This window comes from Massilia sp. HP4, from assembly GCF_005222695.1.
In the GTDB taxonomy this organism is placed as follows: domain Bacteria; phylum Pseudomonadota; class Gammaproteobacteria; order Burkholderiales; family Burkholderiaceae_D; genus Telluria.
In genome coordinates this window covers 128,069-143,234 of record NZ_STGG01000023.1, presented here as the reverse complement: position 1 = coordinate 143,234, position 15,166 = coordinate 128,069, and the positions used below count along the sequence as shown (strand labels likewise).

Below are 15,166 nucleotides of genomic sequence, written 5' to 3'. Positions count from 1 at the left end.
CGTGGGGTGGACGGCAAGCCGTCCACCCCACTTTGTCATCCCAATCCAGCGCCCCACCATGATCCGAATCCAGAACGTCAGCCTGATGCGCGGCACCAAGCCGCTGCTCGTCGACGCCGACCTGACCCTCAACCCGGGCGACAAGATCGGCCTGATCGGCGCCAACGGCGCCGGCAAATCGAGCCTGTTCGGCCTGCTGCGCAACGAGCTGCATCCTGACCAGGGGCAGATCGATTTCCCCGCCAAATGGCGCATGGCCTATGTGGCGCAAGAGACCCCGCCGCTCGACCGCGCGGCGCTCGACTACGCGATCGACGGCGACGTCGGCCTGCGCAAGCTCCAGGCCGAGCTCGAGGAACTGGAATCGCACCCGGATGTCGACGCCCACGGCATGCGCCTGGGCGAACTGCACGGGATGCTGGCCGACGCCGACGCCTACACGGTGCAGTCGCGCGGCGAACAGCTGCTGCTGGGCCTGGGCTTTTCGCTGGAGCAGATGAACCAGCCGGTGGCCAGCTTCTCGGGCGGCTGGCGCATGCGCCTGAACCTGGCGCAGGCGCTGATGTGCCCTTCCGACCTGCTGCTGCTCGATGAACCGACCAACCACCTGGACCTGGACGCCATCATCTGGCTCGAGGATTGGCTCAAGCGCTATCCGGGCACCCTGATCATCATCTCCCACGACCGCGACTTCCTCGACGAGATCGTCAACGTGATCGTGCACATCGACGACCGCAAGCTGAAACGCTACGGCGGCAACTATTCGAGCTTCGAGCGCCAGCGCGCCGCCCAGCTGGTGCTGCAGGCCTCGGCCATCGAAAAGCAGAACCGCCAGCGCGCCCACCTCGAATCGTTCATCAACCGCTTCAAGGCGCAGGCCACCAAGGCGCGCCAGGCCCAGAGCCGGATCAAGGCCCTGTCGAAGATGGAAGAACTGGCGCCGCTGCGCGCCGCCGCCGAATTCTCGTTCGAGTTCCGCGAACCGCTGGCCGCACCGAACCCACTGCTGGTGCTCGACGGCGTCGACGCCGGCTATCCGCTGCTCGACGAGCACGGCGACAAGGTCGGCGCCAAGACCATTGTCAACCACATCGATTTCTCGCTCACGATCGGCCAGCGCATTGGCCTGTTGGGCGTGAACGGCGCCGGCAAGTCGACCCTGATCAAGACCGTGGCGGGCGAACTCAAGCCGCTGACCGGTGAAGCGACCATCGGCAAGGGCCTGTCGATCGGCTACTTCGCCCAGCACCAGGTCGAGATGCTGCGCCATGACGAGTCGCCGCTGTGGCACCTGGCCAAGATCGCGCCGACGGTGCGCGAGCAGGAGCTGCGCAACTTCCTGGGCAGCTTCAACTTCCCGGGCGAGATGGTGACCAGCCCGATCAAGCCGTTCTCGGGCGGCGAAAAGGCGCGCCTGGCGCTGGCCCTGATCGTCTGGCAGCGCCCGAACCTGCTGCTGCTCGATGAACCGACCAACCACCTGGACCTGGAAACGCGCGAGGCGCTGACGATGGCACTGGCGCAGTTCGAAGGCACGCTGGTCGTGGTCTCGCACGATCGCCACCTGCTGCGCGCCACCACCGACCAGTTCATCATCGTGGCCGACGGCAAACTGCAGCCTTTCGACGGCGACCTGGACGACTACAAGGATTGGCTGTTCAAGACCAAGCTGGGCAAGGGTGGCGACGCCCTGCCCGGCGCCGCGGCGCAAGCCAGGGCGGCGCAGCCGGCCGCGAAAGCCAGCGCTCCGGTACCGGTCCCGGTCCCGACAGCCTCGCCGGCCGAGCGCAAGGAACAGAAGCGCCTGGATGCCGAAGAGCGCCAGCGTTTGGCCGCCCAGCGCAAGCCGCTGGAAAACCGCGTCAAGCGGCTGGACGAACAGATGGCCAAATTGAACACCAAGAAGGCGGCGATCGACGCCGAACTGCTCGATCCGGCGATCTACGAGGCGGCCAGCAAGGAGCGCCTCAAGACGCTGGTGGCCGACCAGGCGTTCGCGGTGCGCGACCTGGAAGCGCTCGAGATGGAGTGGCTGGAAGTCCAGGAGCAGTTGGAGGCATTGACGGCGTAAGCTCAGGCGGCCCGCAGGGGCCGCCTGGGCGAGAACGACATCAGGCGATCGATGTCGATCAACACGACGCGCCTTCCATCGACGCGGGCCATGCCGATCAGGTAGCCCGCATCCGGCCCGCCCGGCAAGGGCTGCACGGCCTCGGCGCGCACATGCACGATGCCGGTCACGCCCTCCACCACCATCCCCACGATCCCGCTCGACAGGCGCAGGATGATCACGTCGGTGTCCGGCGCCGACCGGCCCTGCCCGGCGCGCACGCCAGGCGCGCCGCCCGCGCGCATGTCGACCACCGGCATGATCACTCCGTGCGACAGCGCCACGCCGCCGATGATCTCGCCGTCGGCCGCGAAACGCTCGAGCGAGCCGAGCAGCCTCAATTCCTGCACCCGCGCGCAATCGAGCCCATACTCCTGCCCGTCGAGCGTGAAGCTGAGGTACGCCTTGGGAGCGGCATGCCGCGGCGCCGGAAAGCGGGGAACGCTGGAGGTGACCATGGTGGATCCTTTATGGGTGCGATCACCATCGTATGCCCGGCCCTCACAGACGATGTTGACTGCAGTCAACTCCAGCCTTGGCCCCGCCACATGACGCCGGTCACTTCAGGACGGCGCCGGCGCCGCCTCGGCAGCGGTCGTCGTGTCCCACGACCAAGCGCCTTCGCTGCCCGCGTACAGCACCTCGGCGCCCTTGGTATCGCGCAGGCGCAGCTTGATCTCGCGCGCCGCCATGTCCCAGGCGCAGCCGTGATCCGGCTCGTAGGGCAGCGCCAGCACCTGTACGTCGCCGGCCAGCAGCCCGAGTGCAACCCCGGCCGCGCCGACGCGCTCGAAGCGCTGCGCCGACAGGCGGCCCAGCAGCGCCATCCCGGCCTGGCGCTCGCCGTCGAGCGACTTGGCCTGTTGCGACAAGCCGGCCAGTTCCTTGAGCGCCGGCGCCACGCTCGCCGCCAGGCGCTTGAACTGCGGCTCCTGTTCCGCCGTCAGCACCAGTTCGCCCTTGCGCAGGCGCGGCGCGATCATCAGGTATTTGCGCATGTCGGGCTGGCCGGTCAGCGCTTCCATCGCGCCGCGGTGGCGCACCGCCAGCTGGACGAACTGGTCCACCCGTTCGCGCACCTGCGCCATCGCCGCATCGATGCGCGCACAGTCCGGACGCAGCAGCCAGACCAGCATCTCGCCCTGCTTCCACGGCGCCGCGCTGCCGATCGACACGCGCCGCCCGGCGATGGCGCTGCCCTCGGCATGCGCCACCTCGACCTCGTCGCCGATGATCTCGCAGTTGATCGCCGTTTCGATCTTGATGCGCGCGCCCGAGATCACGCAGTTCTCGGCGCGGCCCAGCTGGATTTCTCCTTTAGGTGCCTGGATCGTCGCCTGTGAAGCGACGCCCAGCACCCGCACCCCGCCATCCTGGTTGCGCGCGCTGCCGCCAACCAGGTTGCGGTGCAGGAGGATGGCGCCGCCGCGCGAGACCAGGTGGCCATACACGTCGCCATGCACGGTGACGCTCTCGCCTTCGATGATGCGCTGCTCCTGCACCTCGCCGAATTCTTCGTAGTCGCCCGACAGGTGCAGGTTGCCGGTGGTCCTGGCGCTGACGCCGTCGCGGCTGACGATCTTGTCGGTGATGGCGATGCGGCTGCTCTTGGGGTCGACGTTCAGGAAGCCATCCTGGCGCGCGACCAGGAATTCGCCTTCCGGCGCCAGGTCGACCGCCGTGCCCTCGGCCACATAGGTGGACAGGTCGAGGTCCTTCGCCATCTCGGGGGCGATCGGGATGCCGTTCAGGTCGAAGCCGGGGCTGCCGCTGGTACGCGGCACCTTGCGCAGCAGGCGGGTGCCGGCGGCGACCTGCGGGAAGCGGTTCTGGAAGCTCATCAGGTCGAGCTTGCCGTTGGCGAGCTGGCGCGGCGCATCGCTGCGATGCAGCTCGCTCGTGACTTCCTCTACGCGCGCATCGTCGCCATGGCGCGGTTCGAGCCGCCGCGCCACCACGTAGCGGCCGGCGGCGCCGGCCTCGATATGGCGCCGGATGGCGTCGACCTCGGCCCCGAAGCGGATGCCCTTGATCCACATGTCGGCGACGAATTCGTCGGCGTCGAGGCGGGTCTGGCGCTCTTGGCCCGCCTCGTCGCGCTCGAACACGGGCTCGAAATAGTATTCGGCCTGGCCATCGGCGATCTTGACCGAGCGGTACAGCGCCTGGCGCTCTGGCGCGAACGGCAGGATGTCGTCGGCAATGCGCACCGACACGCGGCCGGCCGCATCGCGCGGCAGCTCGGGGCCGTGGCCATACAGGGCCTTGATCAGGACCGGATAATCGAGGCCGGCAAGATAATGGTTCGAGCGCAGGATGCCGTCGACCGCCGCCACCAGCGTGGTGCCGAGCACCTCGGGGTCGGCATAGATGCCGTTGTCGCGCCTGGCGATGCAATGTTCCGGTCCGCTTGAGCTGAAACGGACTGCGGCAGCCTCGGCAGGCACTGCTTCTGGTGGTAGGGCAAGGTCGGACACGTTCACGCTCCAGTCAGCAAAATATTGGGCGGCTAATACTTCCCAACAGTAAGGTGGACGTAAACATAGCATGTTGCGCAATCTAAATAAACATATGGCAACAAGATTTCTAGAAAGAAAATTTGTGGCGCGCTCGACACCATTGCCAGGAGGTGGAATTTTGAGAGAATCCGGTAAAAACGCATTGGATACGCCCGGTATGCCGCTTGTGAAATGTCAAATTCCAGAAACGACAACGGCGCCATCGGCGCCGTTGTTTTACATTGCTGGCCGCGTTTCTAGCGGCGGCGGGTGTTCGGATAGAGGTCCGCCCCTTCCTTGATCTGGCGGCGCAGGTCGCGCCGTTCGTCAGGCGATAGCCGGCCGCGGCGACGCTCGTCGCGCGCCGCGTCGGACTGGACCTCCATCGCCCGCCGATCCTGGTCGCGCATCTCGTAGACGCGCGGATCCTGGCGCTGCTCTTGCTGGGCCTGCATCTGGTAACGGTCACGCATCTGCGCGGCCTCGTCGCTGCGGGAATTGCGGTCCTGGTTCTGCGCCAGTGCGCCGGCTCCGGTGCCTGCCAGCACGCAGGCGAAAACACCAAGGCGCGCAAGCCGGGCGAGCCGGCTGCCGCGAGCGGCGCCGGATGCTGCTGGTTTGTCGATGTGCGCGTGGTTCATGGTGTTCCTCTTCCGCGTTGCCTGATAAACGGATAAGCTGTGTTGATCACTTGACGCCAGTGTAGGTGCATACCGAAAGCGGAGTAAGGCTTATTGGGTAAAGTTTGTAACACATTGTAATGGCTGAGCTGAGTCGTGCTGCCTCGCCATCCATAAGAAGTTACCATAGCGACATTCATCTGACAATTCTGGACAGTTCTATGACTTCATCGACTTCGAACAATAATGCGGGTACGGGCGCTGCTTCGGGCCACTCCGCCAAGATCATGGTCGTGGACGACGACGTACGCCTGCGCGACCTGCTGCGCCGTTACCTGACCGAACAGGGCTTCCAGGTCGTGACCGCCGAAAGCGCGCCGGCGATGAACAAGCTGTGGCTGCGCGAACGCTATGACCTGCTGGTGCTCGACCTGATGCTGCCCGGCGAAGACGGCCTGTCGATCTGCCGCCGCCTGCGCGGCGCCGGCGACCAGACCCCGATCATCATGCTGACCGCAAAGGGCGAGGACGTCGACCGCATCGTCGGCCTCGAGATGGGCGCCGACGACTACCTGCCCAAGCCGTTCAACCCGCGCGAGCTGGTGGCCCGCATCGGCGCTGTCTTGCGCCGCAAGGGCCCGGACGAGATCCCGGGCGCGCCATCCGAAACCCCGCAGACCTTCGAGTTCGGCGACTTCGTGCTCGACCTGGGCACGCGCACGCTCAAGAAGAACGGCGAGACGGTGCCGCTGACCACCGGCGAATTCTCGGTGCTGAAAGTCTTTGCGCGCCATGCGCGCCAGCCGCTGTCGCGCGAAAAGCTGATGGAACTGGCGCGCGGCCGAGAATACGAGGTGTTCGACCGTTCGCTCGACGTCCAGATCTCGCGCCTGCGCAAGCTGATCGAACCCGATCCATCGAGCCCGCTGTACATCCAGACCGTGTGGGGCCTGGGTTACGTGTTCATCCCTGAAGGCCAGCCGCGCTAGTGTTCACGCCTATCGCCCAAGCGCGGCGCGCGCTGCGCTTCGCCTGGTTCAAGAGCGGCCTGTTCTGGCGCACCTTCTTCCTGATGTCGGTCCTCACCGCGGTCTCGATGGGCGCCTGGATCGGCATGATCACCGTCTTCCAGCGCGACAAGCAGGTGCAGCAGACCGCCGAGCTGGTGGTGTCGGTGGTCACCATTACCAAGGCCGCCCTGACCCACTCGGCGCCCGACCTGCGGCGCGAACTGCTGCTCGAACTGGTGTCGAACGAGGGCATCCGCATCTTCACGCTCGAAGACACCGACGTCGTCGACCCGCCGCCGCACAATCTCTTGATGCCCGAGATCGCCGCCATCGTGCGCGAACGGCTCGGGCCCGACACCCGCTTCTCGAGCGGCGTGAACGGCGTGCCGGGCTTTTACATCAGCTTCAATATCGAGGACGACAAGTACTGGCTGATGCTCGAGCGCGAGCGCCTGGCCGGCCTCACGCGCGTGCAGTGGCTCGGCTGGGCCACGGTCGTGGGCCTGCTGTCGGTGGTCGGCGCGGCGCTGATCTCGAGCCTGGTCAACCGTCCGCTGGCGCGCCTGACGGCGGCCGCGCGCGCCATCGCCAAGGGCGAACGGCCAGCGCGCCTGCCCGAGAAAGGCTCGCAAGAGATCATCGAGGCCAATCGAAGTTTCAACCAGATGGTGGAAGACCTGGCGCAGGTCGAGAAGGACCGCGCCGTGATCCTGGCCGGCATCTCGCACGACTTGCGCACGCCGCTGGCGCGCATGGGGCTGGAGGTCGAGATGGCCAACCTGTCGAACGACGCGCGCGAAGGCATGCAGTCGGACATCGCGCAGATGGACGCGATCATCGGCCAGTTCCTCGACTATGCCAAGCCGACCGAAGCCGCCACCTTCGTGCCCGTCAACCTGTCCGAGATGCTGTCGGATGTCGGCCGCGAGGCGGCCCGCATCCCCGACCTGCACGTCAAGACCGACCTGATGCCGGGCGTGCACGTGATGGGCAATGCTACCGACCTGCGGCGCGTGATCAACAATATCATCGAGAACGCGCGCCGCTACGGCAGGACGCCGGATACCTCGTGCACCGACATCGACATCGTGCTGCGCGTGAAGGCCACCGGCCACGGCCGGCGCGCGGTGATCGAGATCGGCGACCACGGCGTCGGCGTGCCGCCGGACCAGATCGCGCAGCTGATGAAACCCTTCACGCGGCTGGACAGCGCGCGCGGCCAGGCCAATGGCGCCGGGCTGGGATTGGCGATCGTGGAGCGGGTACTGACCCGGCACAATGCGGGGCTGGAGGTGCGTAATCGGGAGAGCGGCGGGTTCTTGTTGCAGGTGGCGTTGCCGCTGGCGGCGTAATCGACCTGCAACCATGATTGTGGGGTGGACGGGAGGACCCGTCGACCCTACATTTGATCGCCGATCAAGCTCGCAAACCGCCCCAGGTCGATATTCCCGCCACTGATCAACACCCCGACCTTCTTGCCTTTCAGCTGATCCTTCATCCGGCGCGCCGCCGCGAACCCGAGGCAGCCGGTCGGCTCCACCACGATCTTCATGCGCTCGGCGAAGAAGCGCATGCAGGCCACCAGCTCGTCGTCGCTCACGGCCAGGATGTCGTTGACGTCACGCTGGATGATCGGGAAGGTCAGCTGGCCCAGGTGCTGGGTCTGCGCGCCATCGGCGATCGTGCGCGGTGTGTCGATGTGGACGATTTCTCCCTTTCGGAACGATTGCTGGCCGTCGTTGCCGGCCTCCGGTTCGACGCCATACAGCATGCAGCCCGGCGACAGCGCGCGCGTGGCCAGCGCGGAGCCGGACAGCAGGCCGCCGCCGCCCAGGCACACGAAGAAGGCGTCCAGCGGCCCCACTTCCTCGAACAACTCCTTGGCCGCCGTACCCTGCCCGGCAATTACATCAGGGTGGTCATACGGCGGGATCAGGGTCAGGCCGTGCTTCTCGGCGAGTTCGCGGCCGATCTGCTCGCGGTCTTCGGTATAGCGGTCATACGTCACCACGGTCGCGCCATAGCCGCGCGTGGCGGCCACCTTCGCGGCCGGCGCATCCTGCGGCATGATGATCGTGGCCGGCATGCCCAGGATCCTGGCCGACAAGGCGACCGCCTGCGCATGATTGCCGGACGAGAAAGCGACGACGCCGGCGCGGCGCTGCTCGGGGCTGAACTTCGACAGCGCGTTATAACCGCCGCGGAACTTGAAGGCGCCCATGCGCTGCATGTTCTCGCACTTGAAGAATACCTCGGCGCCGAATTCCTCGTTGACGGTACGCGAGGTCAGCACCGGCGTGCGGTGAGCCGCACCCAGGATGCGCTCGGCGGCCTGGGCGACGTCTTCATAGGTGGGGAGCGATGCTATGTTCATGGCACAATTCCTTTCAGTTCACTGCGATCTGACGATTCATCGGATATTGGACATATTATCCAAAATTGGATTAAGCGTCAAACTACGCCGATCCGTGGTCAACCCATCAACCGGAGAAGATGTTCAGCACGCCTGTGATCCATCTTTTCCCGGTTTTGCCGATCCTGGGGCCGTCGCCCGGCGGCACAGGTGGGTCGATCTCGCGCAGGGCCTGATCCACCAGCCGGTTGCGTAGCACTGCGCTGCGAACGATCCATGCGGATAACCACAAGAAAAGCGCAAGCAATCCCAGCGCCACCCACGGGCCCAGGAATACCAAGGCGGCGGCGATGAAAATGGGCGCGAAAATATACAGTGTGCCGGCCTGGGTCCACGCGGCATCCCAGCCCGATTCGGTCAGATAGACCTCGGTCGTGGACAAATCGCGCCAACCGATTACCTTCTGCCAGTTACCATCCTTGACCAGCGCCACCGCATACCGAGATCCGTCGCGCGGGACCGTACCATCGGAAAAGCTGACGCCGTATTCCTTCCTGCCGCCGCTTTCGAAGCTGAACATCCGTCCCTGGACATCGAACACCCGGTCGAAGGCGACCTGCACGATGTCGGCAACATCTTCCACACGTCGACTCATCGCATTCCTCATTTCCACAAGATGGGCGCCAGCGCCCATACCGAGCGCGCCAGCCGCGACGGCTTGCGCTTGCCCGGCGCCGGGGGCACGGCGGGATGCACCTCCCGCAGCGCCTGGGCCGCCTGCCGGTTGCGCCAGGCGGCGCGGTAGATGCAGCCTCCATATACCAGCAGCATCAGCGCCCCTACCGGCAACGCCGCCCAGTAGCCGCCCAGCGCCAGGGAAATCCCGTAGGGCACCGGGATCATCAGGTAGCCATAGGGGAGCTGCTGGAGAGCGAGCTGCCAGGCAGAGCGCCTGAGCTGTACCGCCGATGCCGCCAGGTCGCGCCAGCCGATGAGCGTATTCCAGTTGCCTGCCTCGGCAAAGGCGACGGCATAGGTCGCTCCCTCGCGGGGAATCCCCATGCCGGCGACATTGACGCCATACACCGGCCAGCCGCCGTCCTCGAAGCTGAAGTCGCCGGCCCGTTGCTGGACGTCGAATACCCGGTCGAACCGGACCTGCCTGATGTGCATCCTTGCCCTCTGCTGCGCGTTGCCGATGCCTGGCACCGTAGCGCACTATGCGCCGCCGTGTCCAGTCCACGGATCAACTCATGCACACCGCATCAATCGGGGATGCGGTTGACCAGTTCCTCGCCGCGCTCGAAGGCTGTGATGCTGTCGATCGTCGTACGCATGATCTGCCCGATCGCCTCCACCGTGAAAAAGGCCTGGTGGCCGGTCACGATCACGTTCGGAAACGACACCAGGCGCTGGATCACGTCGTCCGTGATGATGGTCGACGACAGGTCCTGGAAGAACAGGCTCGCTTCCTGCTCGTAGACGTCGATCGCCAGGCCGCCCAGCTGGCCGGTCTTGAGCGCCTGCACCGCCGCCTCGGTATCGACCAGCCCGCCACGGCTGGTATTGACCAGCACACAGCCGCGCTTGACCCGCGCCAGCGCCGCGGCGTCCACGATGTGGTGGGTCTCGTCCAGCAGCGGACAGTGAAGGGACACGACGTCGCTGCAGGCCAGCAGTTCGTCGACGCCGATATAGCGCCCGCCCAGCGCCTCGAAGGCGGCACTCCGATAGCGGTCATGGCCGACCAGGGTACAGCCGAAACCGGCCATGATGCGGGCGAAGATGGTGCCGATCTTGCCGGTGCCGATCACGCCCACCGTCTTGCCGTGCAGGTCGAAGCCCATCAGGCCATCGAGGTCGAAGTTGCCCTCGCGCGTGCGCACGCTGGCGCGCGCGATCTTGCGGTTCACGGCCAGCAGCAGGCCGACCGCGAATTCGGCGACCGAGTTGGGAGAGTAATCGGTGACCCGCACCACCGCGATGCCCAGCCTGCGGGCAGCCGCCGCATCGACATGGTTGTAGCCGGTCGAGCGGGTTGCCACCAGGCGCGTGCCCTGCCCCGCCAGGATGCCCAGCACCTCGGCGTCGACCGTATCGTTGACGAACACGCAGACCGCTTCGCAGCCCCGGGCCAGACCCGCCGTCTCGACGTTCAGGCGGTCTTCGAGGAAGCGCAACTCATGGCCGGCGCCCTCGTTGGCCTGGGCCAGCATGGTCTTGTCGTAGCGGCGCGCGCTGAATACGGCGGTCTTCAAGGCGATTCTCCCGAAGTGGACGGTATCGGATGGATTTTATTTGATGTCGTTGTACGCCGTCGCCCGCGAAATGCCGAGATGCGCCGCCGCCACTTCCATCGCGCGCCGCACTTCGAGATAGCCGCCCTCCTTCAGCTCGCGCATCAGCGCGCGCCGCTCGTGTGCCTTGAGCAGCTGCGGCGTGGACGCCAGCCGGGCCGCATAGGCGTCGATGCGGCGCCGGATCGCGTCGGCGTTGGCCGGATCGAGCGATTCGCCCACTGGCGCCTCGCCCAGGGCATTGAACTGCTCCAGGATGCCCTGCATCGAACGAAACAAGGTCAGGTCGACGTTCAGGCACAGCGCCGCGACGTAGTTGCCGTCCGCATCCTTGATGCCGATCGAGGTGCTCTTGGCCGGGCGGCCGTCCGGGAACCGGTTCGGATAGTTGGCGATCACCTGCGGATAGGCGCTGTCGGCGATGCGCGCCAGCCCGAGCTCGGTGGCCGGGTCGCCGGCCGCGCGGCTGGAAAGGTTGTTGTGGATCGCCAGCACCGCGTGGCCGGGATCGCGCAAGTCGTGCACGACCACTTCGCAGAACGGCGCGAAGGTCTTGGCCAGGCCGTCGGCGATGTGCCGGACCTGCTCGATGAGCGCGGACTCTTCCTTGCTGGGCAATGTCTTAGTCATATTGGATATTTTATCCAAGACTGGCGGTTCTGTAAAAAACGACGGCGCGCGCGCCTACACGCCCGCGTGAGGTGGCGAACAGAAGCGTTGTGATGCAAGGAAGACAATGAAATTCCCGAACATGGATCCGTCCAGGAGCCACGCCATGAAGCGTCAACTGTGCAATATCTGTTTGCTGGCAGCCACCGCGATCGCCGCGCCGAGCGCATTTTCCGACTCCGTCATCGTCAAGTGCGTCGACGGCGCCGGCCGCGTCACCCTCACCGACCGCCCTTGCGAAGCCGGCGCCGCCACCGTGCGCATGGCCAGCATGGCGTCGAACGAAGGGATGACGCGCATTGCGCCTCACCCGATCGTCGCGCACCAGGACGTACTGCCGCCGGCGCGCGAACTGCAGCGCCGCGCCGTGCCGATGCCTCGGGTAAAAGCCCAACCGCTGGCCAATGACGTCGCCACCCTGAAGGCAGCACGCGCACAATTCCTGCTCGGCGATGTCGGCGGCAGCAAGGAAACCCTTGCCGGCCTTGAATAGGCTCAGTGCAGCCTGCTCAGTGCAGCCTGCTCAGTGCAGCTTGCTCAGTGCAGCCTGGTCACGCTGGCCAGGTGCGGCGCCGGCGGATGCTCGAGCTCCTGCAGCAGCGCCAGTAGCGCTTCATCCTTGATGAAGTCCGCGCTCGAGCGGCCTTCGAGCAATCGCTCGGGCGGCATCGAGCGCGCCACCACATAGCCCTGCACATAATCGACGCCGATCTCGTGCAGGGTCTGCACGGTGGCCGCATCCTCGGCCCATTCGGCGATCGTCTTCATGCCCAGGTTCACCGCCAGGCTGACGATGGCCTCGACGATCGCCACATTGGCCGGGTGCGCATTGATGTTGACGATGAAGTTGCCGTCGATTTTCAGCACGTCGGCCGGCAGCTCCTTCAGGTAGGAGAATGAGGTATAGCCGGCGCCAAAGTCGTCCAGCGCGACCTTGACCCCGAAGCTGCGCACCTGGTCGATGAAGCGGCGCGTGTTGTCCAGGTCATGCAGCGCCACGCTCTCGGTAATCTCCAGGCACAGGCGGCTGGCCACATGCACATAGCGGCCCAGGATATCGAAGGTGTCCTGCACGAAGCGCTCGTCGTTGAGCGAGGCCCCCGACAGGTTCATGCACACGAACCGGGTATTGACCAGGTCCTCGGCGTGCTCCGCGATCCAGGCCAGGGTCGTGTTCAACACCCAGCGGTCGATCATGCTGGCGCGGCCGCTCTTCTCGGCGGCGGCGATCACGGCGCCGGCCGGCACCACGCGGCCGTCCGGTTCGCGCATGCGCAGCAGCACCTCGAAATTGAGCGACTCGTTCGGCGCGCGCAGCGACATGATCGGCTGCATCTCGAGCAGCAGGTTGTCGGTCGCGTTCGGGCCCGACAGGCGCTCGACCAGGTCGAGTTCGGCGGCGCGCTGGCGGAAGGCATCGGCGCCGCGCTCGTACACCACCAGGCCGTCGCCCAGGCCGGTCTTGGCTTCGCGGCAGGCGCGGTCCGAGGTCGACACCGCATCCTTCATCGGCATGCCCGGCACCACCTCGATCAGGCCGACCGAGGCACGCACGTGGAAAGCCTTGTCGCCCACGCGGTACGGCGTGTTGCCGAGCCGGTCGACGATGCCGCGGCAGATGATCGAGGCCAGCGGGATCGCTGTCTCCGGCATCACGATCACGAATTCGTCGCCGCCCACGCGGCCGATCTGCTGGCCGCCGGCCAGCATCGTGCCCATCCGCTCGCACACCTGCTTGAGCACTTCGTCGCCCGCCGCATGGCCGAACAGGTCGTTGATCAGTTTAAAACGGTCGAGGTCGACGTAGGCCAGCGCCATCGGGCGCCCCGCCGCCAGGCTGGCGGCCGCGCTGGAAAATTCGCGCTCGATCCCGCGCCGGTTATAGACCTTGGTCAGCGGATCGTTATTGGCCATGAAGCGCAGCTGCTCGGTGGCCTTGTGCTTTTCGGTGGTGTCCTGCAACACGCCCTCGATGCGCGAGCGCGCCAGCGTGGCGCTGACCAGGAAGCGCTGGTTGCCGTCGCGGCTGGCCAGCTCCATCTCGGCCTCGGCCCTGGCGTGCACCTGCTCGTGCAGGTTGGCCCAGCTGGCTTCGGAAAAGAACTGGCGCCAGGCGGTGCGGCCGGGCGTAAAGCCGCTCATGCCCAGCATTTTCTGCAGGGCCGGATTCACGCTCAGGAAGTGACCGTACATATCGAGCGTGAACAGGCCAACCGGCATCGCCTGGTAGGCATGCTCGAGTTCTTCTTGCGCTTCCTGGCGCTTTTCGGTTTCCATGCGCATCTGCTCGGCCACGGCCAGCGCCGCCAGCAGGCTCGATGCCAGCGCCGCGGTGACGCTGTTGATCACGCCCAGCAGCTCGCGCATGCCGAGCGCGGCGGACAGCACCTCGGCCAGCGAGGCCAGGAAGGTCACCGCGAACGAGGCCGCGAACCAGGCCGCGACCCGGGTGCGCGACTCCACGATGATCTTGAACAGGCCGACCGTCATCAGGGAGAAGCAGCACACCAGGATGCCCCATAGCAGCGGCAGGTACATGCCATACGGGAGCAGCATGGCCGCGGCCAGCATCGGCATGCACAGCCACTGCATGACGCGCATCGGCAGCACGTAGCGCATCTCGGCCAGGTGTTCCTTGAGCAGCGCCTGGTACAGGGTCAGGGTAGCGATGCCGTACAGCGTGATCGTCACGGAGCGGCTGCGCAGCAGCCATTCGGAGGGCACGGCCTGGCCCAGCCACTGGATGTCCCAGCCGGCCGACAGCGCGCCCACGCGCAGGTTCAGGATCAGCCAGCCGGCGAACAGCACATAGACCGGCTGGCGGTTGATCAGGGCGGTGATGATGATGAACAGCGCCAGCACGATCATGCCGCCGTCGAGCAGGCCCGATTTGCGGTGGTACTGCTTGACCGACAGCGCGAACTGCTCGGCCGGCCATTGCAGTACCGACAACCGCGCCGGGCCCGAGAAACCGGTGCGGCACAGCAGCTGGCGCGGCAACGGCGACAACTGCATCGCGAAGCCGGCCTTGTCTGCCTGCAGCGCGCCATCGCCGGTGCTGCGGGTGGCTGCGCCGAGCGGGGCCAGGGTGGACGCATCCCAGCAGGCGATGTCGAGCGCGTGGCGCGACGGGAATTCGATTACCTGCTCGCCAGTGCGCGGCATCGGCTCGAAGGCGAACCAGACCGGGGCTTCGGACAGGTGGGTGTCATGGCTGTTGGTCAGCGGCGTGGCGCGCGCCAGCGCCAGCGCATCGATGGGCGCCAGCTTGGCGGCCTGGTCGACCGTCACGTGCATCGCCAGCGGCACGTCGCCGCTGGTACGGTATTCGTCATGCCAGAAGACCAGCGCGATCAGCGAGACGATGCCGATCCCGACCGGGATCAGGTAGTAGGCAAAGATCTTCAGTACCAGCTCGACAGCCGCGTGAAGCGAGGCCGGCAGCGTTGCAGGGAGCTGACGTTTGAGGTTGGGCATGGACACTCTTGGTAGTGCTTTGACACAGCGCAGAAAGCGGCGGTCATTAAAGCGCAAGGATACAACTTTACGCTAGTGCCGTCATGCAATAATTGGGCCAGCACGGGCCATTTCGCAACGCTTTTGCGCGGA

At 66.0% G+C, this 15,166-nt stretch carries 13 protein-coding genes; 4 read left to right on the top strand and 9 right to left on the bottom strand.

The window, feature by feature from the left end; all coding sequences use genetic code 11:
* Positions 1-58: 58 nt before the first annotated feature.
* Positions 59-2,071: an ATP-binding cassette domain-containing protein gene (locus E8M83_RS11390; protein WP_137173480.1), complete on the top strand. Its 2,013-nt coding sequence runs from the start codon at positions 59-61 to the stop codon at positions 2,069-2,071.
* A gap of 2 nt (positions 2,072-2,073) precedes the next feature.
* On the opposite strand, the gene E8M83_RS11385 is transcribed toward E8M83_RS11390, so the two are convergent.
* The 3 genes from E8M83_RS11385 to E8M83_RS11375 all read right to left on the bottom strand — a co-directional run bounded on the left by E8M83_RS11385 (position 2,074) and on the right by E8M83_RS11375 (position 5,249).
* Complete coding sequence (locus tag E8M83_RS11385; RefSeq protein ID WP_137173479.1) at positions 2,074-2,568, bottom strand: chemotaxis protein CheW; 495 nt, start codon at positions 2,566-2,568, stop codon at positions 2,074-2,076.
* A gap of 105 nt (positions 2,569-2,673) precedes the next feature.
* The gene (locus E8M83_RS11380; RefSeq protein WP_137173478.1) at positions 2,674-4,587 is read right to left on the bottom strand and encodes a flagellar assembly protein A; all 1,914 of its coding nucleotides are present in this window, start codon (positions 4,585-4,587) and stop codon (positions 2,674-2,676) included.
* Positions 4,588-4,865: 278 nt separating this feature from the next.
* The gene (locus tag E8M83_RS11375; protein WP_137173477.1) at positions 4,866-5,249 is read right to left on the bottom strand and encodes a hypothetical protein; all 384 of its coding nucleotides are present in this window, start codon (positions 5,247-5,249) and stop codon (positions 4,866-4,868) included.
* A gap of 200 nt (positions 5,250-5,449) precedes the next feature.
* On the opposite strand from E8M83_RS11375, the gene ompR reads away from it, so the two are divergent.
* Together ompR and E8M83_RS11365 are read left to right on the top strand one after the other, a co-directional pair.
* Positions 5,450-6,217, top strand: coding sequence for a two-component system response regulator OmpR (ompR, locus tag E8M83_RS11370; protein ID WP_137173476.1), 768 nt, complete (start codon positions 5,450-5,452; stop codon positions 6,215-6,217).
* The gene (locus tag E8M83_RS11365; protein WP_137173475.1) at positions 6,217-7,590 is read left to right on the top strand and encodes a sensor histidine kinase; all 1,374 of its coding nucleotides are present in this window, start codon (positions 6,217-6,219) and stop codon (positions 7,588-7,590) included. The genes ompR and E8M83_RS11365 overlap by 1 nt, the downstream gene beginning before the upstream one ends.
* A 47-nt stretch (positions 7,591-7,637) precedes the next feature.
* Here E8M83_RS11365 and E8M83_RS11360 read toward each other — a convergent pair whose 3' ends face one another.
* From E8M83_RS11360 to E8M83_RS11340, 5 genes are all read right to left on the bottom strand, one after another.
* On the bottom strand, positions 7,638-8,612 hold the full coding sequence (locus E8M83_RS11360) for a threo-3-hydroxy-L-aspartate ammonia-lyase (protein WP_170976768.1): 975 nt from the start codon (positions 8,610-8,612) through the stop codon (positions 7,638-7,640).
* A 106-nt stretch (positions 8,613-8,718) separates the two neighbouring features.
* The gene (locus E8M83_RS11355; protein WP_137173474.1) at positions 8,719-9,246 is read right to left on the bottom strand and encodes a hypothetical protein; all 528 of its coding nucleotides are present in this window, start codon (positions 9,244-9,246) and stop codon (positions 8,719-8,721) included.
* 8 nt (positions 9,247-9,254) lie between these two features.
* Positions 9,255-9,764: a hypothetical protein gene (locus E8M83_RS26475; protein WP_137173473.1), complete on the bottom strand. Its 510-nt coding sequence runs from the start codon at positions 9,762-9,764 to the stop codon at positions 9,255-9,257.
* A 92-nt stretch (positions 9,765-9,856) separates the two neighbouring features.
* Positions 9,857-10,849, bottom strand: coding sequence for a 2-hydroxyacid dehydrogenase (locus E8M83_RS11345; RefSeq protein ID WP_137173472.1), 993 nt, complete (start codon positions 10,847-10,849; stop codon positions 9,857-9,859).
* Between the two features lie 36 nt (positions 10,850-10,885).
* A complete protein-coding gene (locus tag E8M83_RS11340) occupies positions 10,886-11,518 on the bottom strand; it encodes a transcriptional regulator (RefSeq protein ID WP_137173471.1) in 633 nt (210 codons plus the stop codon).
* A 145-nt stretch (positions 11,519-11,663) separates the two neighbouring features.
* Between E8M83_RS11340 and E8M83_RS11335 the strand changes: the two genes are divergently transcribed.
* Complete coding sequence (locus E8M83_RS11335; protein WP_137173470.1) at positions 11,664-12,050, top strand: DUF4124 domain-containing protein; 387 nt, start codon at positions 11,664-11,666, stop codon at positions 12,048-12,050.
* A gap of 44 nt (positions 12,051-12,094) precedes the next feature.
* On the opposite strand, the gene E8M83_RS11330 is transcribed toward E8M83_RS11335, so the two are convergent.
* Positions 12,095-15,034: a bifunctional diguanylate cyclase/phosphodiesterase gene (locus tag E8M83_RS11330; protein WP_137173469.1), complete on the bottom strand. Its 2,940-nt coding sequence runs from the start codon at positions 15,032-15,034 to the stop codon at positions 12,095-12,097.
* Positions 15,035-15,166 lie beyond the last annotated feature (132 nt).

Bases quoted from the DNA above. Each gene is read 5' to 3' on its own strand.
- E8M83_RS11375 (WP_137173477.1), bottom strand. From the start codon at position 5,249: ATGAACCACGCGCACATCGACAAACCAGCAGCATCCGGCGCCGCTCGC.
- E8M83_RS11335 (WP_137173470.1), top strand. From the start codon at position 11,664: ATGAAGCGTCAACTGTGCAATATCTGTTTGCTGGCAGCCACCGCGATC.
- E8M83_RS11390 (WP_137173480.1), top strand. From the start codon at position 59: ATGATCCGAATCCAGAACGTCAGCCTGATGCGCGGCACCAAGCCGCTG.
- E8M83_RS11385 (WP_137173479.1), bottom strand. From the start codon at position 2,568: ATGGTCACCTCCAGCGTTCCCCGCTTTCCGGCGCCGCGGCATGCCGCT.
- E8M83_RS26475 (WP_137173473.1), bottom strand. From the start codon at position 9,764: ATGCACATCAGGCAGGTCCGGTTCGACCGGGTATTCGACGTCCAGCAA.
- E8M83_RS11360 (WP_170976768.1), bottom strand. From the start codon at position 8,612: ATGAACATAGCATCGCTCCCCACCTATGAAGACGTCGCCCAGGCCGCC.
- E8M83_RS11340 (WP_137173471.1), bottom strand. From the start codon at position 11,518: ATGACTAAGACATTGCCCAGCAAGGAAGAGTCCGCGCTCATCGAGCAG.
- ompR (WP_137173476.1), top strand. From the start codon at position 5,450: ATGACTTCATCGACTTCGAACAATAATGCGGGTACGGGCGCTGCTTCG.
- E8M83_RS11355 (WP_137173474.1), bottom strand. From the start codon at position 9,246: ATGAGTCGACGTGTGGAAGATGTTGCCGACATCGTGCAGGTCGCCTTC.
- E8M83_RS11330 (WP_137173469.1), bottom strand. From the start codon at position 15,034: ATGCCCAACCTCAAACGTCAGCTCCCTGCAACGCTGCCGGCCTCGCTT.